The following is a 20,041-nucleotide window of genomic DNA, read 5'->3' as shown; positions in this document are numbered from 1 at the left end:
GAGGTTGAATGGCCAAAGAAGAAAACATCCGCATGCAGGGCACCATCACTGAGGTGATGCCAAACACCATGTTTCGGGTTGAATTGGAGAACGGTCACACCGTTACTGCCCATATTTCGGGAAAGATGCGCAAGCACTACATCCGGATTTTACGTGGAGATGCAGTAACTGTGGAGCTCACCCCTTACGATCTCAATAAGGGGCGTATCGTTTACCGAGCCCGCTAATCCGCACTAGCGGGGCTGACAGAGTCTGCAGCCTCGATGGTGAAAGATAGCTCATCACCGGTTTCATTAAGCTCCACTCGCACATGGCCGCCGTTAGTCAGGCGCCCGAACAGCAGTTCGTCCGCCAGTGGGCGTTTAACCCGCTCTTGAATTAACCGGGCCATGGGTCTTGCACCCATTTTGACGTCGTACCCGTTTTCAGCAAGCCATGCCTTTGCCTCATCGCTGAGCTCCACCGTCACGCGCTTATCCGCCAACTGATGCCGCAGCTCGCGTATGAACTTTTCGGCCACACGCTCAATGACAGCCGGCGCAAGGCCATTGAACTGAATAATCGCATCTAGTCGATTGCGGAACTCTGGCGTGAACTGTTTACGAATGACCTCTAGCGCATCGCTGCTTTGATCTTGCGGCGTAAAGCCAATGGAGCGACGGCTTTGCTCTTCGGCACCCGCATTGGTGGTCATCACCAAAATCACATTGCGGAAGTCAGCCTTACGCCCGTTGTTATCCGTAAGTGCACCATGATCCATCACCTGTAAAAGCAGGTTAAAGACATCTGGATGCGCCTTTTCGATTTCATCGAGCAGAACAACCGAATGCGGATGCTTTAGCACCTCTTCAGTCAGCAGCCCACCCTGATCAAAACCCACGTATCCCGGCGGCGCACCAATAAGCCGCGAGACGGTATGCCGCTCCATATACTCCGACATATCAAAGCGAATCAGGTTGATTCCCATGATCTCTGCAAGCTGACGGGTAACCTCGGTTTTACCCACACCGGTTGGCCCGGCAAACAGGAAACTGCCCACCGGTTTTTCCGTATCGCGCAGTCCAGCACGCGACATCTTAATCGTAGCTGCCAAGGTGTCTATGGCTTCATCCTGGCCATAAATCACACGCTTAAGGTCTTTTTCCATTGTCTCAAGCAAACGCATATCTGAGGTAGACACACGTTTTGGAGGAATCCGCGCAATTTTTGCCACGATGGTTTCTACATCGCCCACGCTAACCGTTTTTTTCCGCTTAGACGGCGGCAGTAATCGCGAGTTAGCCCCTGCCTCATCAATCACATCAATTGCCTTATCGGGCAAATGCCGATCGGTGATGTACTTGGCCGCCAGCTCGGCTGCAGATTCAAGCGCAGGCTGGGTATAGCGCACACCATGATGCGCCTCGAAGCGATCTTTGAGGCCACGCAAAATCTGTACGGTTTCCGCCACCGTTGGCTCTGGAACATCAATTTTCTGGAAGCGCCTTGCAAGCGCTCGATCTTTTTCAAATACCCCTCGGTATTCCTGATAGGTAGTTGAGCCAATGCACTTCAGCTCGCCGCTGGCCAACATGGGCTTAAGCAAATTAGAGGCATCCATGACGCCGCCAGAGGCAGAGCCAGCACCAATAATCGTATGGATTTCGTCAATAAACAAAATGGCATGCGGCTCTTTGCGAAGTTGCGCAAGCACCCCTTTCAGGCGCTTCTCAAAATCACCCCGATACTTGGTGCCTGCCACTAATGAGCCTAAATCCAGCGAGTAGATCGTGGCATCGGCGAGCACCTCGGGAACGTCGCCCTCCACAATCAGCTTAGCCAAACCCTCAGCAATGGCCGTTTTGCCAACGCCAGCCTCGCCCACATACAGCGGGTTGTTCTTCCGCCGACGGCATAAAATCTGAATGGTGCGCTCTACTTCATGCTGACGCCCAATCAACGGATCAATGCGCCCTTCACGAGCACGGGTATTGAGGTTGGTCGCAAAGCTCTCCAGCGGGCTTGCATTGCTACCATCTTCACCCGCCTCGGCCTCGCTTGCCGTCGATTCGCCATCAGCACCTTCTTGCTCACCTGAAACGCGTGAAATGCCGTGTGAGATAAAGTTAACCGCATCAAGGCGTGAGATGTTCTGCCGGTGCAAGAAGTACACCGCTTGTGATTCTTGCTCACTAAAAATGGCCACCACCACATTCGCGCCGCTAACTTCTTTTTTACCAGAAGATTGAACATGCAAAATCGCGCGCTGCAGTACCCGCTGGAAACCAAGGGTAGGTTGCGTTTCACGGTTGTCATTTGGCGGCAGCAACGGCGTTGTTTCGTCGAGAAATGCCTCAAGATCCTTGCGCAACGAATCTAGATCGGCGCCGCAGGCACGCAACACCTCTAGCGCAGCCGGGTTATCTGTGAGCGCAAGCAATAGATGCTCGACGGTCAGAAATTCGTGGCGCTTATCTCGGGCCTCTTTGAAGGCCAGGTTCAACGTGAACTCTAGCTCTTTACTTAACATGGGATCTCACCTGACTGCGATGTTTGTTCGACCCGCCACGACGCAACGGGTTCCACTTATTCTGGCTCTAATGTACACATTAACGGATGATCACATTCGCGGGCGTAGTCATTAACTTGATCTACCTTACTTTCTGCAACATCCCGCGTATACACCCCACATACCCCTTTTCCGCGGGTATGAACATGCAACATCACCTGCGTTGCTTGCTCTCGGTCCATTCTAAAGAATACCTGCAGCACCTCGACCACAAACTCCATGGGCGTGTAGTCATCATTTAACAAAACCACCCGGTATAGCGGGGGCTGTTTAATTTTAGGCTCTGCCGTTTGTACGGACAGACCATCATCGTGCTGTGGGTTATTTTCTTCGCTCATACTTTAATTCTAAGAGGTCAACACGAATCCGCCAATGATATCCTTTAGCAGATGACGAAATTGCAAAAGATTATTGTAGGCCTTTCTGGCGGTGTGGATTCCGCCGTCGCTGCCCAGCAACTCATCGAACAAGGCTATCAGGTAGAAGGCTTGTTCATGAAAAATTGGGAAGATGACGATACCAGTACCGCGTGTACTTCGGAAGCTGATCACCAAGATGCACGGCAAGTGGCTGATACGCTGGGGATTCCTTTGCATCATGCCAACTTTGCGGCCAATTACCGTGAAGAAGTCTTTGCCCACTGCTTGCAGGAATTTCGCGCGGGGCGCACGCCCAACCCCGATATTCTGTGTAACCAACGCATTAAATTTCGTGCCTTTTTACATCATGCCGAACGGCTTGGTGCCGATGCCGTTGCCACTGGTCATTATGCGCGCATTGGCCATGGGCCGAATGGCTACACGCTCGAGCGCGCTACCGATCGACGTAAAGACCAAACCTATTTTCTCTACACGCTCGGTCAGGCACAACTCGCCAAAGCATTATTTCCGCTGGCTGATTTACTGAAAACGGAGGTGCGCAAGCTTGCCGATCAAGCCGGCTTTGCTAACCATGACAAACCGGATAGCACCGGAATCTGTTTTATTGGGCCGCGTGATTTTCGGTCTTTTTTAGGGCGCTACATTGATTTCTCACCCGGGCCAATGGTGACGTTGACTGGCGAGGTTATTGGCGAGCATGTTGGCCTGCCCTTTTACACCATCGGTCAACGCCGTGGCCTTGATTTAGGGGGGCGCAGTGGGCATGCCGCAGCGCCTTGGTATGTGGTAGATAAAGACCTAACGCACAACCGCTTAATTGTAACTCAGGGGCACGATCATCCGGCACTGCTGAGCCAGTGGCTGACTGCCATTGACCTACAATGGGTTGACGGCGCCGGCCCAACCACCTCGCTGCGCTGCAGCGCCCGATTGCGGCATGGTCAAAACGACGCGCCGGCTCTGCTAGAGCCGATGGAGGCGGGTCGTTGGTGTATTACCTTCGATAATGCGCAGCGTGCAGTGGCGCCTGGCCAGTCAGTCGTAATTTATAACGGCGAGCAATGTTTAGGCGGCGGAATTATCGATACACGTAATCGTTTGGATGAGGAGACAACCCGTGCTTTCAGTCAGTCGTGAGGAAATACTGGGGCTTGGGGCTGTTTTTTTATGCCTTAGTGAAATTCGCGCAATCGCAGAGCGGGGGCAGTACAACACCACGCCCATTAAAGCTTGTCTTGAGGGTTTGCTGGGGCAATACGACAACTCTGTTGGAGCCCTCTACGGCGGCCCAGAAATACTAAAACCTGGCGTGCAAGCCCTAGCCCAGCATTTGAGCCAGCCGCAGGCAATGCAGCTGACACAGTATTTACTGGGCGTCATCCAGCTGGATCGGAAGCTACAAAAACAACCTCATCGTTTTCAAGGCATTCTCACAGGCCTTGAACGGACGCGAGAACAAGCACGTTACTTCGATCAAATTGATCACCAAAGTGTGATGTTTGGCATTGCTGAAATCTATGCCGAACAGGTTAGCGGACTCACCCCACGGATTATGGTGCAGGGGCATGCGCAGTATCTTCAAGAAGAACGCAATGCCGCTACCATTCGATGTTTGCTGCTTTCTGCCATTCGCGCCTGCGGACTTTGGCGGATGGCCGGCGGAAGCCGCTTTAAATTGGTTTTACGCCGCGGCGCGATTGTTGAGGCCGCAAGGCGATACGCATAAGCGCTTAAGTCATGTAAAATACGGCGCTCACACTGGTTAAAAGGCTACCCGGGGAGGAAGCATGAGCAATAGTTATAACGCCCGCTCGACGTTGGATGTCAAAGGCCGGCAATACGAAATTTACCGGCTAGACGCGCTCAAGGATCGCTTCGATATTGATCGTTTACCCTTTTCGTTAAAGATACTGCTCGAGAATCTTTTGCGTAAAGAAGATGGGCTTAACGTAACCACAGAGCAAATAGAAGCGCTGTGCAATTGGGATGCCAAAGCAAAGCCCAGTGACCAAATTTCTTTTATGCCTGCTCGCGTTGTTTTGCAGGATTTTACGGGCGTACCCGCGGTTGTTGACCTTGCCGCCATGCGCGATGCGATGAAGGAATTGGGCGGAGACCCCAACCTGATTAATCCCCTAGAGCCTGCAGACTTGGTCATTGACCATTCGGTGATGGTAGATCACTACGGCACAGCCAATGCGCTTGATCTTAACACCCGCATTGAATTCCAGCGTAATGAAGAGCGCTATAAATTCCTGCGTTGGGGGCAAAAAGCTTTCTCTAACTTCCGAGTTGTACCCCCAGGCACGGGTATCGTGCATCAGGTCAACCTGGAGTATCTCTCTAAGGTAGTCTTTACCAAAGAAACAGAGGAAGGCACCTTCGCTTACCCTGACACACTAGTCGGTACCGACTCGCATACCACGATGGTGAATGGCTTGGGCGTGCTCGGCTGGGGCGTCGGCGGCATTGAGGCAGAGGCCGCAATGCTCGGTCAGCCGGTCACAATGCTGTTGCCAGAAGTGATTGGCTTTAAACTCAGTGGTGAGCTGCCTGAGGGCGCTACCGCAACTGATTTAGTGCTAACCGTTACCGAAATTCTGCGTAAGCAGGGCGTTGTTGGTAAGTTTGTCGAATTCTTTGGCGATGGTTTAGATCATCTGCCACTGGCAGACCGGGCCACCATTGGCAACATGGCGCCTGAGTACGGCGCAACCTGCGGCATCTTCCCGGTCGATAAAGAAACCACGCGTTACCTGGAAGGATCCGGCCGCGATCAAGAAACCATTGATCTAGTCGAAGCCTATGCCCGCGCACAAGGCATGTGGCGTGAAACCGGCGCTCGCGAGGCAGACTACACCCAAGTGGTTACGCTTGATTTGTCTACCGTGGTGCCATCAATTGCCGGGCCAAAGCGCCCGCAAGACCGCATTGCACTTACCGATGCTAAGGCGTCGTTTACCTCACATCTACAAAGTGAGCTTGCCGCAAGATCAGACAATGCGGATCCGCAAAAGTCGGTTACCGTTGAGCTTGACGGGCAAACCCACTCCCTTACCCATGGTGATGTAGTAATTGCCGCTATTACCTCTTGCACCAACACGTCTAACCCCGCGGTTCTTGTTGCCGCTGGCTTAGTCGCGCAAAAGGCCCACGCACTGGGCCTAACCAGCAAGCCTTGGGTTAAAACCTCATTCGCTCCCGGCTCGCAAGTCGTGCCGGCCTATTTGGATGAGGCTGGGCTGATGAAGCCGCTCGAAGCCCTTGGCTTTGACGTGGTCGGCTTTGGCTGCACCACCTGCATCGGTAACTCCGGGCCGTTGCCCGATAGCCTGAGCGAAGCCATTCGCGAGGGCGATCTGATTGTTGCTGGTGTGCTCTCGGGTAACCGCAACTTTGAAGGCCGCATCCATCCCGATGTGCAGGCTAACTACTTGGCGTCGCCGCCATTGGTGGTTGCCTATGCCATTGCCGGTACGGTGAATTGTGATTTGGCTACCGAATCGCTGGGCAATGATAAAAACGGCAACCCGGTGTACCTAAAAGACATTTGGCCTACTCAACGTGAAATTCACGACATCATTGAGAGCAAAATCAACTCAGCGATGTACCAAAAGCAGTACGCCAACGTGTTTGAAGGCTCCAAAACTTGGCGTGACCTGCCTACCCCTGAGGGTGAGATTTACGAATGGCCAGATTCCACCTATGTGCGCAACCCCCCTTACTTTGAAGGCATGGGGCTTGAGCCCGGTGCGGCAACGGACATCAAACAAGCCCGTTGCTTAGTGAAGGTCGGTGACTCTATTACTACCGACCATATCTCCCCTGCCGGTGCAATTAAGCCCGACAGCCCTGCAGGCCAATACCTGCAGGCGTTAGGCGTCATGCCACAAGACTTCAACAGCTATGGCTCACGCCGCGGCAACCATGAAGTCATGATGCGCGGCACGTTTGCCAATGTGCGGCTTAAAAATGAGCTAGCACCCGGCACTCAGGGTAGCTGGACCACCTACTTCCCCACGGGTGAGCAAACCTCTATTTACGATGCGGCCATGCGCTATAAGAGCGATGACACGCCGCTTGTCGTGCTCGCTGGCAAGGAATATGGCACCGGCTCCAGCCGCGACTGGGCCGCTAAAGGCACGGCGCTGCTTGGCGTACGCGTTGTCATTGCCGAAACCTATGAGCGAATTCATCGTTCTAACCTCGTGGGCTTTGGCGTTGTGCCGCTGCAGTTCCCTGAAGGCGAAAATGCGGAAAGCCTTGGCTTAACTGGCGAAGAGACCTTTAGCATCGGTAACTTGGACGATGAACCAAGCACCGTAACAGTTCGTGCCGTTACGCCAGATGGCGAGGTGAAGAGCTTTGAAGCGCGGGTGCGTATTGATACGCCAACAGAGTGGGAATACTTCCGCAATGGCGGCATTCTGCATTACGTACTAAGAGGTCTTGCGCAGCGGTCTCAGGCAGCAGCCTAAGACGGCTTGCAGATTCACGCGCCAGCCTATTGCTGGCGCTTACAAAAAAAGGCTGGCCTAGTGCCGGCCTTTTTTATGCTCCGGCGCCGTGGAGACGTAAAGATCATAGGCCACAAACCCAATAACCAAAACGGCCACAAGGCTCAAATCGATCCGCTGCACTTCCACCACGAGGATTCCGAGGAATGCCAACATCGCGAGGAATGCAATCAACGCCATTAATCGGTCCATAGCGGGTCCTCTCCTTTATCCGTCTTGATCTGTGGCTGACCAATGCGCCAGCCAGTTTGCGGTTCGCAGCAGCCGGGCATCATTGCCCCGCTCCCCCACTAACTGCACGCCCATGGGCAGATCATTGCTACTGCGCAGTAGAGGTAGTGTTACCGCGGGGTGCCCGGTCAGTGTCCACAATCCATTAAAAAGTGAATCACCGGTCGAATCCAACCCTTCCGGGGCAGGGCCTAATGCGGCCGGGCAAATAATCGCATCACAGCGACCAAAAATCTCTTCAAGCGCAGCCGACAACACCTTGGGCACATCGAGGGCGGCAATATAATCACGCGCCAAAATCTGATTGCCCGCTTCAATGGCAGTCAAAACCTTTTCGCTAAGCACAGCAGCCGATTTTCGCCAGTACGGATAATAACAGCGCGCCATTTCGGCATAGTTGATGCGCTCGCGTACTTCCGCTGCTTCATTGAACAGGCTCGGCAGATCCACCTCGAAGACCTGCTCCCCCAGGGCCTCAGCAAGTTCTGCAAACGCCTCATGAACCTCTTCCGAGGCCTGTTCCCAGCCCGGGGGGCGCACCAACGCAAAAACGGGCGGCAACGGCGATGGCTGGGCTGCCGTCTCAAACAGTCGAGCCGGCGGCATGAACCGCGTCGCCGTATCCTCTGCGTCGGCACCAAATAGCGCATCGGACAGCGCCGCGGCATCCAGCGGGGTGCGTGCAAACACTCCCACCGTATCCAGCGAGGGCGATTGCGACAACACACCGCGGCGGGGAATCCGGCCAAAGGTGGGTTTAAATCCAGTAACGCCACAAAAACTGGCAGGTCGGATTACTGATCCACCGGTTTGGGTGCCAATAGCAAGCGGCGTCATAGCGGCAGCCACTGCCGCCGCCGATCCCTGCGATGAACCACCAGGGGTATGCGCCAGGTTATGCGGATTGCGCGTTTTGCCAGGCTGCATAAACGCAAGCTCAGTTGTCACGGTTTTGCCGATCATAATGGCACCCGCAGCCTTCAGCCGCTCGATGACATAGGCATCCTTGGTCGGCACCCGTCCCAAGTCGGCCTCGCAGCCGTTTTCTGTTGGAATATCCGCGGTATCGATGATGTCTTTGACCGCCACAGGTACGCCATGCAAAGGACCAAGCGGCAGACCTAGACTGCGATAGCGGTCTAGGTCGGCCGCCTGTGCACGCGCATATTCAGCATCATGCCAAGAGAACGCTTGCACATCGTTTTCGCATTTTTCGATTTGCGCCAAATAAGCCTCTGTCAACTGCGTGGCTTTGAGTGATCCACGCTGCATGCCATCACGGATGCCTGCCACATCAAGCGTTAACAATTGGTCTACCCTAGGGGCCATAGAAGACCTCAGGCAGGTAGAAGACGATCTGCGGGAACACATACATCAGAACCATCGCAATGAGGACGCAGAATAAAAATGGCATACAGCCTGCGAATATTTGCGTGAGTTTGACCGATGGTGGCGCAATTCCTTTTAAGTAGTAGGCCGACATCGCCATCGGCGGTGTCAAGAAGCTTGTCTGCAGGTTCAACGCCACCAAAATGCCAAAGAACAATGGGCTGATATCAAACAGCGCCAGCAGTGGCAAGAAAATTGGCACGAAGATAATAATGATCTCTGACCACTCCAGCGGCCACCCCAAAAGGAAGATGATCAGCTGGGCCATAATCAGGAATTGCAGCGGCGTAAGATCAAGGCCCTGAACAAACTCCGAAATTACATGCTCTCCGCCGAGATAGGAAAAGACGGAGGAGAAGATGTAAGAACCGACAAAAAGCCAACACACCATGGCCGTTGTTCGCAGTGTGAGATACACACTCTCGCGCAGCCGCTGCCAGGTCATGGCTCGATAGGCCACCGCCAACGCCATACCACCCAAAGCACCGATTGATGCTGCTTCGGTGGGTGTAGCAAGGCCAAAGAGAATCGAGCCAAGAACGGCAAAAATCAAAACGGCGAGCGGAACAAAAGAGGTGATTATCAGATAAATCACTTTGATTGCCGGCATATCCGGAATTTCATCTTTGCTGGGCTTGGGTGCAACGCTTGGCTGCAAGATGGCCCGACCAATCACATAAACCAAATAAAGTCCGACCAGCGTCAGCCCGGGCAACAAAGCGCCTGCATACAGCCGCACGATCGACACGTTGGAGGCTGCCGCATAAACAATCAAAAGAATAGAGGGGGGGATCATTATTCCCAGCGTACCGCCGGCACAAATAATGCCGGAGGCAAAAGACGGGCTGTACCGGGCTTTCAACATTGCCGGCAAAGCAAGCAGCCCCATGAGTGTTACCACCGCGCCCACAATGCCCGTAGCGGTTGCAAACAACGCACAAGTAATCAGCGCAGCCACACCCATTGATCCCGGCGCGTTTTTCGCGGCAATGTTGAGTGTGTCGAAGAGCTTATCAACAATATTGGCCCGCTCAACGATGTACCCCATAAATAGGAAAAGCGGAATGGCCGTTAAGACCTCATTGGACATAACGGTATAGGTTTGGTTAACCAATAAATCGAAGACCCGGTTGTTGAAAAAACCGCCAACATAGTTGCTGATTTGCTCCCAAGTACCGGCATCTTCGGTCAATCGATTGTAGGCACGCCACATACGATTAGGTTCAAAAAAGGCGTAGTAACCAACACCAATCCCCATCGCCATCAGGGTAAAGGCAATCGGGAAACCTAAAAATACGAATAAAATAAAGACGCCCAACATCGCAAGGGCAACTTGAGGGTCCGTCATTGTGAGGCGTCCTTCTCCGTTTCGGCAGCTTCTCTGAGAAGCCGCTCTTCAGTTTCGACCACATCTTCTTCGGCAATCATCCACTCATTGGTGCGCATGGCAATAATGCAGCGCATCACCTGAGCGATACCTTGGATAAAAAGTAAAATCCCGGTAACCACAATCACCGTTTTGAATTGGTAAACAGGAATACCTGCAGGGCTGTTGATGGATACTTCACCATAAGCCCAAGACCGAGCGGCATATTTCCAACCCGCCAAAATCAGCGCAGACACGCCCGGGAAAAAGAAAAGCAAATAGAGCGTTAAATCTAACCGAGCCTGATTTCTCGGCTGAAGAAGTCGATACAAAAAATCACCGCGAACATGACCGCCGCGCGAGAGGGTGTAGGCTCCCCCAATCATGAACAGCGATCCGTACATGATGAATGACACATCTAGTGCCCACGGGGTTGGTTTGTTCAAGACATAGCGAACAAACACCTCATAACCGGTGCCAAACGCCATAAAAAGAACCAGCCATGCGAATGTTTTACCAAACCATGCTGATAGTGAGTCAGCAAATCGGATAAACCTAATCATTATGAGCCTCTAGTCCCTAAACGCAGCCCGGCGGCAATGCCGCCGGGCACTGATCGATCATAAGAACAAGGAACGCTTAGACAAGACGCCCTGGGAAGGCATGCTCGTAGGCACGTGCCTGCGTTGCATCTCCGTTGTTCATGATCTGGTAGTAAGCAGTCCGCTCATTCCAGTTACGCTGACTTTCTAGTACTTTAGCCAAGAACGGATCTTCTGAGAGCTCGGCCTCAAGCTCCGTCCATGCATCAAGCTGAGCGTCGAGAATGTCGCTCGGTGTGCGATGCAGCGTCACACCATCTTCCTCTACAAGACCGCGGAAATCTTCGGAGTAGCGGTCGATTGAGTAGCAGATGTTGTTCAGCGTTGCGGCTTCCACTGCGTGAAGTACGATTGCACGAAGATCCTCATCGAGGTCATCGATGAAGTCTTTGTTAAAGATGTACTCCATGGACTCAGATGCCTGGTGGTAGGAACCGAGGTACCAGTTCTTAGCCACATCCTGAGCACCAAACTGCCGATCAGAGGTTGGGTTATTGAACTCAAAGGCATCAATAACGCCACGCTCCATGGCCGGGACAATTTCACCACCTGGCAGCTGGGCAACACTCATGCCCATCTTCTGCAGCACATCGGCGGCCAAGCCCACGGTGCGATAGCGGAAGCCCTGCAGGTCATCAACCGAGCTGATCGGCTCCTTGAACCAGCCAAAAGGCTGCATTGGCATTGCAAATCCAAGCCGGCCAACCACGTTCAGGCCGAGCATATCCTGGGTAAGCTCACGGTAAAGCTCATCACCGCCACCATAGTAGAACCAGGAAAGCAGGTTCATTGCATCACCGCCATAGACTGGACCGGTGCCAAATAGCGATGCAGCCTGACTTTTTCCGTACCAATAGGCCGTCACCGAGTGCGCGGCATCCAAAATGCCATCGCTACAGGCATCCATCACCTGGAAAGCGGCAACAACAGCACCTGCAGGCAGCAGATCTACCTGGAGCCGACCACCAGACATGGCCTCGACCCGGTCAGCATAATTGCGGGCAAAATCCTGCCACACATTGCTGGCTGGCCAGGAGGTCTGCATACGCATCACCAATGGGGCCTGTGCGTTGACGTAAGGGGCACCAACAATTGCGCTACCAGTGGCAACACCACCAGCGGCCAGCAGGCTACCTTTTAGGAATTTACGACGCGAAGAATCCGTCTGCGCGACGGTTTCTACATTTTTAGTTTCCACTTTGGAATCGGTCATTCTGAGCTCCTCCTCATACTAGACAACTGACAGGCTCTTATACCCGCCGCTTTAAACCATAGCAGCCCGAATTTGTATCGGATCAACAATTGGTCTGACCGCAGATCAGACCATATTAAAGCGGTGTAGGCAACAGTCTTGTGAAAGGAACGCCTACCTCTGCGCTTTTAACGCCAACCGATGGGCATGCAGCAACGGCTCTGTATAGCCATTTGGCTGCTCCAGCCCCTTAAAGACTAGGTCGCAAGCGGCTTGAAAAGCAATGCCATCAAAGCTCGGCGCCATCGGATGATACGTGGGATCGCACGCGTTTTGCTGATCAACAATCGCCGCCATTCGCTTCATGGCTGCCATCACCTGATCGGCATCAACCACGCCATGATGGAGCCAATTGGCGATGTGCTGACTTGAGATACGCAAGGTTGCACGATCCTCCATCAGCCCCACATTGCTAATATCGGGAACCTTAGAACAACCCACGCCAGCATCAATCCAGCGCACCACATACCCAAGAATACCCTGACAGTTATTCTCCAGCTCCGCGCGAATCTCCTCTTCGCTCCAGTCGGCAGATTCGGCGACTGGCAATGTCAGCAGATCATCGAGCGTGGCACGATTTTGGCCCACCAATTTTTGCTGCTCTGCCTGCACATCAACTTGATGATAATGCGTTGCATGCAACGTAGCCGCGGTTGGCGAAGGCACCCACGCGCAGTTTGCGCCAGAGCGAGGGTGACCAATCTTGGCCTCGAGCATCTCCGCCATCCGATCTGGCATGGCCCACATGCCTTTACCAATTTGGGCATGACCCGGTAACCCACAGGCAAGTCCAATATCCACATTCCAATCTTCATACGCTGTCAGCCAGCGCGATTGCTTCATCGCGGCCTTGCGAATCATCGGGCCAGCTTCCATGGAGGTATGCATTTCATCGCCAGTGCGATCAAGAAAGCCCGTATTGATGAAAATCAACCGCTCACGCGCCGCGCGAATGCAGGCTTTAAGATTGACCGTTGTGCGTCGCTCTTCATCCATAATGCCGACTTTCAGCGTGTTCCGTGGCAGGCCGAGCACTGACTCTACTTTCTCAAATAAAGCCACCGTTAGCTCAACTTCTGCCGGACCATGCATCTTCGGCTTAACGATGTACACACTGCCCTCACGGGAGTTGCCACCCGATTTTTTCAGATCATGCATGGCCATAAGCGAGGTGCAAAGCGCATCAAGCATCCCCTCAGGAATCTCCGCACCCGTTGCATCCAACACCGCCGGTGTGGTCATCAGGTGGCCCACGTTGCGAACGAGCAATAAGGACCGGCCCGGCAACACCAGCGGCGTGCCATTTGCACCCGTATATTCACGATCTGGGTTTAATGTGCGCTCAACTTTTTTGCCCTGCTTATAAAAGACTTCTTTAAGATCGCCCTTCATCAGGCCCAGCCAGTTGGCGTAGACCAGCGCTTTATCTTCTCCATCAACCGCAGCAACCGAATCTTCGCAGTCCTGAATAGCGGTAACTGCCGATTCAATCACCACATCTCGCACACCGGCGGCATGGTTTTTACCAATCTGATCATTGGCATCAATGCTGATTTCAATATGCAACCCATGGTTGCGCAGCAAGACAGCGCTTGGCGATTCGCCGCCCACAAAACCCACAAACTGGGCCGCATCAGCTAACCCTGTTTCACCTTTGCCGGCAATCTCAACACGTAGCGCATAGCCACCATCCGCTTCAATCACACGATAAGCCGTGGCATCGGCATGACTTCCCGCGGCTAATGGCACGGCGTTATCCAAAAATCCCGCCGCCCAGGCCACAACACGCTCGGCACGAACTGGATTAAACTGACCACCGCGCTCTGCACCGTCGGCATCCGCAATCACATCGGTGCCATACAGCGCATCGTACAAGCTGCCCCAGCGCGCATTCGCCGCATTGAGCGCATAACGGGCATTGTTAACGGGCACCACGAGCTGCGGACCAGCCACAGCGCCAATTTCTGGATCGACTTGCGCCGTACTGACTTTAAAATCTTCAACAGACGGCAGCAGATAACCGATTTCTTCTAAAAATGCTCGGTAAGCGGGGTCTGCATGACGACCGGGGTTATCACGATGCCATTGATCGATCTTTGCTTGTAGCGCATCACGCTCAGCCAATAGCGCTTTGTTACGCGGCCCTAGCTCAGCCACAATCTCAGCCAATCCTTGCCAAAACTGGTCTGGGGACACACCCGTGCCAGGAATCGCTTGTGTGGTGATTAATTCATGCAGTGGCTCGGCTACTTTCAGCCCTGCCACTTCTACACGCTTGGTCATATTGCTTTGGTCCTTATTCTTTAACAGCTGCGGTAAAATAAACCACGGGGCGACTAGGAGCAATGAATGACCCAACAACATTACGATGCAATTGTGCTTGGCAGCGGCCCGGGCGGAGAGGGTACCGCCATGAAACTGGCCAAGGGTGGCCGGTCTGTTGCGATGATCGAACGGCACCAAAAAGTCGGCGGCGGCTGCACCCACTGGGGCACCATTCCTTCTAAGGCACTTCGTCATAATGTTAGACGGTTAATGGAATACAACAGCTCCGCGCTTTTTCGCGAAGCCGGCGAGCCAAGGCATTTAGGCTTCCCCACGCTTTTAAATCACGCTGCACAGGTCATTGACCAACAAGTCGGACTGCGCAGCCGTTTTTACTTGCGCAATGATGTACCCGTCTTACGTGGTGAAGCGCGGTTTATCGATCCCAATACCATCGAGCTGATCATGCCAGATGGCGAGCACACGCAAATCACCGCTCAACATTTTGTGCTGGCAACAGGCTCACGCCCTTACCGCCCTAGCGATGTGGATTTTAGCCATCCGCGCATCTGCGATAGCGATCAAATTTTAGGCATTGATCATACGCCTCGTAACATCATTATTTATGGAGCGGGCGTTATTGGCAGTGAGTATGCCTCCATCTTTCGCGGGCTTGGCGTGAAGGTTGATTTAATCAATACACGGGATCGAATGCTGGCTTTTTTGGATGACGAAATCTCCGATGCCTTGTCTTACCACTTGCGCGAGCATGGGGTGTTAATCCGGCATCGTGAGGAGTACACCAAAATCGAGGCCGATAATGAGTCGGTCACGCTTGAACTGGCCTCTGGAAAACGTATTCGCGCAGATTTGCTCTTATGGGCGAATGGCCGCACAGGTAACACCGATGCTCTAAATTTAGCCGCTATCGACCTTCAGGCCGATGGTCGTGGGCAAGTAAAAGTGAATGAACATTTTCAAACGGCTCAGCCGCATATTTATGCGATTGGAGATGTCATTGGATACCCCAGCCTTGCGAGCGCCGCCTATGATCAGGGGCGCTACGCCGCCACCCACATTTTAGAAGGGACTTGCGATTACCGACTGGCGCATGATGTACCCACCGGCATTTATACCATTCCAGAAATTAGCTCTGTCGGCCGAACTGAACAGGAGCTCACCGAAGCGAAAGTACCCTACGAGGTAGGCCATGCCTTTTTTAAAGACTTGGCCAGAGCACAGATTTCAGGGCAAACGGTGGGAATGCTTAAGTTGCTATTTCATACCGAAACACTCGAACTGTTGGGCATCCACTGTTTTGGTGACCAGGCGGCAGAAATTGTGCATATCGGCCAGGCGATTATGGCGCAACCGGCACCGGGCAACACACTGCGTTATTTTATGAATACCACGTTCAACTACCCCACCATGGCTGAAGGCTATCGAGTGGCCGCCCTCAATGGGTACAACCGAGTCAGCTAAAAGGTTTGCTATGCGCCGTATTCGTCTGTCGTTGCCCGAAGCGCTGCCATTTACGTTCTCACTGAATGTGCGCACCACCGACCTAAATTATGGCGGGCATCTGGCCCATCAGCAGGTGTTGGTTTACTGCCAAGAAGCTCGCGTCGCGTTTCTGCAATCCCTCGGCTATAGCGAAATTGATCTTGAGGGCGTCGGGCTTATTTTGGCTGATGCCGCTGTCCAGTACCGGGCCGAGGCGTTTGCCGGAGATCAAATTGAGGTTGCCCTGGGCATTTCGGCTATTCATCGCAAAGGGTTTGATTGCGTGTACCGGCTAATGCGCATGCACGATCAAGTAGAAATCGCACTGGTTAAAACCGGACTGGTGTGTTTTGACTACAACAGCCGATCGCCCCAAGCTATTCCAGACGCCGCCAAGGAACAGTTTCGTCGTTATGTCATAAAACTGCCGTACGATTAGGGGTTATGGAGTCTACCGAGCTAAAAAATCCAGATCTCTACGTCAATCGCCAGCTCAGCTTATTAGAATTTAATCGCCGAGTACTGGCGCAAGCGGCGGATGATGCTAATCCGTTATTAGAGCGGCTCAAGTTTTTATGTATTGCCAGCTCTAATTTAGATGAATTCTTTGAAATCCGGGTGGCCGGGCTAAAGCAGGCAAGTGCGCTAGGCGCCACTCAGGCCGGCGCGGATAATCGAGCACCACAGCAGCTGCTGCGCGAAATCAGCCAACGCACACATGCATTAGTTGAAGAGCAATATGCGCTGCTTAACGATGTACTCGTGCCTGAACTTGCCGAAACAGGCATTCGCTTTTTACGGCGAGATGAATGGACAACCGCACAAAAAGCTTGGATTAAAGATTTCTTTGAAACCGAGCTATTGCCAATTCTCAGCCCCATGGGGCTTGATCCGGCGCATCCATTCCCGCAGGTGCTCAATAAAAGCCTCAACTTTATTGTGGCCCTAGAAGGCAAAGATGCCTTTGGGCGCAGTAGCGGAATGGCGATTGTGCAGGCACCCCGCGCGCTTCCACGCATCATTCAGCTGCCTGCTGGTACTGAGGGTAACGGCGAGACTGATTTTGTTTTCCTATCATCCATCATTCATGCCCAAGTCACCGCGCTATTTCCGGGCATGAATGCCACGGGCTGTTATCAATTCAGAGTCACGCGAAACAGTGATTTGTTTGTTGATGAAGAAGAAGTTGACGATCTTCTGCGCGCAATGGAAGGCGAACTGCCCTCTCGGCGGTATGGCGAGGCGGTTCGGCTTGAGGTTGCAGCCAATTGCCCACCTCATATGGCGCAATTTCTGCTTCAGGAATACGGACTAGACGATAGCGATCTCTATCAGGTCAATGGCCCAGTTAATCTTAACCGGCTGCTGGCCGTTTGTGATTTGGTAGATCGGCCGGATTTAAAATATCCAGGCTTTACGCCCGCCCTACCGACCGAGCTGGGCCATAGCGGTGATTTATTTGAAGCAGTTCGCCGGCGCGATATTTTACTTCATCATCCGTTTGATTCGTTTGCCCCCGTTGCAGAGTTTTTACGCCAAGCAGCGCAAGACCCTGAAGTGCTTGCGATTAAACAAACGCTTTATCGCACCGGGCCTGATTCTGCCATTGTTGATCACCTCGTCACCGCTGCCCGAGCCGGCAAAGAGGTAACCGTGGTGGTCGAGCTGCGCGCACGCTTTGATGAAGAAGCCAATATCGGCCTAGCAAACCGACTACAAGAGGCAGGCGCGCATGTGGTTTATGGTGTTGTTGGCCATAAAACACATGCCAAAATGATGCTGATCGTTAGGCGTGAAGGCGATCGATTACGCCCCTATGTGCATCTGGGTACAGGCAATTATCACTCTCGCACCGCGCGGCTCTATACCGACTATGGGCTTTTAAGCGCAGACTCGGTGCTTGGCGAGGATGTCCATCGGGTGTTCCTGCAGCTGACTAGCTTGGGCAAAGTTTCCTCACTCAACGATTTATTAGAATCTCCCTTTACTTTGCATCAGGGCATGCTCGATAAAATTGCGCGCGAACAAGCCCATGCCGAGGCAGGCCGTGAAGGTCGGATTATCGTAAAAATTAACTCGCTGGTTGAGCCGCGAATTATTCGCGCGCTGTATCGGGCTTCGATGGCCGGTGTGCAAATCGATCTGATTGTACGGGGCATGTGTTCACTAAAACCCGGCCTAGAGGGGGTGAGTGAAAACATTCGTGTGCGCTCGATAATTGGCCGATTCTTAGAACACACTCGCGTGTTTTATTTTGCCAATGCGGGAGAGCCAGAACTCTACCTAAGCTCAGCCGATTGGATGGAAAGAAACTTCTTTAGACGCGTAGAAACCTGCTTTCCCATCAAAGATCCAATTCTGCGCCAGCGGGTTGAAGATGACCTTGCCTGTTATCTTGCTGACAACACTCAGGCATGGGTAATGGATAGCGAGGGTGCTTATCACCGACTCGCTCCCGCAGAGGGAGCAGAGCCAATGAGCGCGCAATCTGATTTGCTTAACGCGTACGCACAGAAAGATTAAACCCAGCCGCCGCTAACATATCTGCTTCTTCAGCAAGGTCTGCCTCAAGCAGTGGATGCCCAGCCAGCCAATCAGCGGGCAACCGCAACTGCAGAGCATTACCCTCAACACGTAACGACAGGGTAGAAGGCACCTCAACGGCGCGGGCACGATGCAGCGCAACAGCAAGACGCAGAATAACGGCTAACCGCGCCAAGGGCGTTTGCCAGCGCTCAGCAAATTCACTAAATACACTCTGCGAGAACTTACGGCGGTGAACACGAACCAGAGCCGCCAGCATTTGCTGCTCATCTCGCGTAAATCCAGCCAGATCGGTGTGCGCCACAATGTAAGCGCCATGTTTATGAAATTGGCTATGCGATATATCCAGCCCAACTTCATGGATTTGCGCAGCCCAGCTCAACAGATCAGCAAACGGCCCCTTATCAAGGCCCCAGGCTTTGGCCGCTTTTTGCCGGAGATGTTCTGCAGAACGCCCCACCCGCTCGGCCTGCAACGGGTCGCAATGATAACGCCGCGCTAATGCAACGACGCTTGCCATGCGTACATCTTCGTGATGAATTCGCCCCACCAAATCAAACAGTAATCCTTCTCGCAGGGCACCGTCGGCCACTTCCATGCGCTTAATGCCCAGCTGCTCAAAAATGCCCATTAAAACCGCTAACCCACCGGGCAATACTTCGGCACGCGCAGGGCTAATCCCCTTGAGATCAATCGCTTTAACGCTGTCGAATTGACGTAGGGCTGCCGATAACTGCTTAAGCCCCTCGAGGTGAATTTCGCCGGCGGCCCATCCTTGTAACTCAAGGCAACGGGCGATTGCCCGAATAGTACCCGAGGCACCAACAACACGGTCCCAGCCCTGTTTTCGATACCGATCTGCTATGGGCTCAAGCTCTTGTTCAGCAGCAATTCGCGCCCGCCGAAGCTGTGCTGAATTGATCAGGCCATCCGCAAAATGGCGCTGTGTTGTGCTCACACAGCCCATATGCAGACTTTCCATAACGCGCGGCTGAAAATGCTCACCAATAATTAACTCGGTACTGCCGCCGCCGATATCAATCACTAGCCGCTGCCCTGCCTCATCCGCAATGCTATGCGCAACACCTAAATAGATAAGTCGGGCTTCTTCGTAGCCAGAAATCACTTGAATGGAATGCCCAAGGGCCTGTTCGGCTTGTTCAAGAAAATCGCCAGCCCGTCGCAGCTGGCGCAAGGTATTTGTGCCAACTGCCCTAACATTCGCTGGCGGTAGGCCATCAACCCGTTGGCCAAAACGCTCTAAGCAGGCCAACGCTCGCTCTCGACAATCATCATCTAGCTGTTTTTTCTTATTTAGGCCGGCGGCTAAACGCACCGACTCACGAAGACGATCGACAACCCTAAGGCCATCCCCTTCCTGACGCGCCACAATCATGTGAAAGCTATTAGAGCCTAAATCAATGGCTGCTACCTCTTCGCTCAC

At 53.2% G+C, this 20,041-nt stretch carries 16 protein-coding genes; 7 read left to right on the top strand and 9 right to left on the bottom strand.

Annotation, left to right across the window (positions count from 1 at the left end):
* Window positions 1-8 precede the first annotated feature (8 nt).
* Window positions 9-227, top strand: a complete 219-nt coding sequence (infA, locus tag GH984_RS09165) for a translation initiation factor IF-1 (RefSeq protein ID WP_153719897.1) — start codon at window positions 9-11, stop codon at window positions 225-227.
* Here infA and clpA read toward each other — a convergent pair.
* Both clpA and clpS read right to left on the bottom strand, forming a co-directional pair.
* Window positions 224-2,509 (bottom strand): ATP-dependent Clp protease ATP-binding subunit ClpA, encoded by a 2,286-nt coding sequence (clpA, locus tag GH984_RS09160; RefSeq protein WP_153719896.1) that lies wholly within the window; start codon window positions 2,507-2,509, stop codon window positions 224-226. The two genes, infA and clpA, sit on opposite strands and share 4 nt — an antisense overlap.
* Window positions 2,510-2,565: 56 nt before the next feature.
* Window positions 2,566-2,886 carry an ATP-dependent Clp protease adapter ClpS gene (clpS, locus tag GH984_RS09155; RefSeq protein ID WP_153719895.1) on the bottom strand — a complete coding sequence of 107 codons (321 nt, stop codon included), beginning with the start codon at window positions 2,884-2,886 and terminating at the stop codon, window positions 2,566-2,568.
* Window positions 2,887-2,937: 51 nt separating this feature from the next.
* Between clpS and mnmA the strand changes: the two genes are divergently transcribed.
* The 3 genes from mnmA (at window position 2,938) to acnA (ending at window position 7,406) form a co-directional block, all read left to right on the top strand.
* Window positions 2,938-4,065, top strand: a complete 1,128-nt coding sequence (gene mnmA, locus GH984_RS09150) for a tRNA 2-thiouridine(34) synthase MnmA (RefSeq protein ID WP_153719894.1) — start codon at window positions 2,938-2,940, stop codon at window positions 4,063-4,065.
* A complete protein-coding gene (gene hflD, locus GH984_RS09145) occupies window positions 4,046-4,654 on the top strand; it encodes a high frequency lysogenization protein HflD (protein WP_369692030.1) in 609 nt (202 codons plus the stop codon). The genes mnmA and hflD overlap by 20 nt, the downstream gene beginning before the upstream one ends.
* Before the next feature lie 61 nt (window positions 4,655-4,715).
* Entirely contained in the window at window positions 4,716-7,406 is a 2,691-nt protein-coding gene (acnA, locus tag GH984_RS09140; protein ID WP_153719892.1) for an aconitate hydratase AcnA, read from the top strand.
* 57 nt (window positions 7,407-7,463) lie between these two features.
* Here acnA and GH984_RS09135 read toward each other — a convergent pair whose 3' ends face one another.
* From GH984_RS09135 to GH984_RS09110, 6 genes are all read right to left on the bottom strand, one after another.
* On the bottom strand, window positions 7,464-7,637 hold the full coding sequence (locus tag GH984_RS09135; RefSeq protein WP_153719891.1) for a hypothetical protein: 174 nt from the start codon (window positions 7,635-7,637) through the stop codon (window positions 7,464-7,466).
* 15 nt (window positions 7,638-7,652) lie between these two features.
* A complete protein-coding gene (locus tag GH984_RS09130) occupies window positions 7,653-9,005 on the bottom strand; it encodes an amidase (RefSeq protein WP_153719890.1) in 1,353 nt (450 codons plus the stop codon).
* Window positions 8,995-10,413 (bottom strand): TRAP transporter large permease, encoded by a 1,419-nt coding sequence (locus tag GH984_RS09125; protein WP_153719889.1) that lies wholly within the window; start codon window positions 10,411-10,413, stop codon window positions 8,995-8,997. Before GH984_RS09125 ends, GH984_RS09130 begins: the two co-directional genes overlap by 11 nt.
* The gene (locus tag GH984_RS09120; RefSeq protein ID WP_153719888.1) at window positions 10,410-10,994 is read right to left on the bottom strand and encodes a TRAP transporter small permease subunit; all 585 of its coding nucleotides are present in this window, start codon (window positions 10,992-10,994) and stop codon (window positions 10,410-10,412) included. Before GH984_RS09120 ends, GH984_RS09125 begins: the two co-directional genes overlap by 4 nt.
* A 76-nt stretch (window positions 10,995-11,070) precedes the next feature.
* Window positions 11,071-12,246, bottom strand: a complete 1,176-nt coding sequence (locus GH984_RS09115; RefSeq protein WP_153719887.1) for a TRAP transporter substrate-binding protein — start codon at window positions 12,244-12,246, stop codon at window positions 11,071-11,073.
* 153 nt (window positions 12,247-12,399) lie between these two features.
* Window positions 12,400-14,568 carry a malate synthase G gene (locus tag GH984_RS09110; protein WP_153719886.1) on the bottom strand — a complete coding sequence of 723 codons (2,169 nt, stop codon included), beginning with the start codon at window positions 14,566-14,568 and terminating at the stop codon, window positions 12,400-12,402.
* A 66-nt stretch (window positions 14,569-14,634) separates the two neighbouring features.
* Here GH984_RS09110 and sthA point away from each other — a divergent pair, with 66 nt between their 5' ends.
* The 3 genes from sthA to ppk1 are packed head-to-tail and all read left to right on the top strand — an operon-like array spanning window position 14,635 to window position 18,576.
* Complete coding sequence (gene sthA / locus GH984_RS09105) at window positions 14,635-16,032, top strand: Si-specific NAD(P)(+) transhydrogenase (RefSeq protein WP_153719885.1); 1,398 nt, start codon at window positions 14,635-14,637, stop codon at window positions 16,030-16,032.
* A gap of 10 nt (window positions 16,033-16,042) precedes the next feature.
* Complete coding sequence (locus tag GH984_RS09100) at window positions 16,043-16,492, top strand: acyl-CoA thioesterase (protein ID WP_153719884.1); 450 nt, start codon at window positions 16,043-16,045, stop codon at window positions 16,490-16,492.
* A 5-nt stretch (window positions 16,493-16,497) separates the two neighbouring features.
* Window positions 16,498-18,576, top strand: a complete 2,079-nt coding sequence (gene ppk1, locus GH984_RS09095) for a polyphosphate kinase 1 (RefSeq protein ID WP_153719883.1) — start codon at window positions 16,498-16,500, stop codon at window positions 18,574-18,576.
* On the opposite strand, the gene ppx is transcribed toward ppk1, so the two are convergent.
* Window positions 18,551-20,041: an exopolyphosphatase gene (gene ppx / locus GH984_RS09090; protein WP_369692028.1), complete on the bottom strand. Its 1,491-nt coding sequence runs from the start codon at window positions 20,039-20,041 to the stop codon at window positions 18,551-18,553. The genes ppk1 and ppx overlap by 26 nt on opposite strands.

The sequence above is a fragment of the Spiribacter salilacus genome (assembly GCF_009649225.1).
In the GTDB taxonomy this organism is placed as follows: Bacteria; Pseudomonadota; Gammaproteobacteria; order Nitrococcales; family Nitrococcaceae; genus Spiribacter; species Spiribacter salilacus.
The sequence above is the reverse complement of the archived record's forward strand: the minus strand, read 5'-3'. Positions and strand labels throughout refer to the sequence as shown.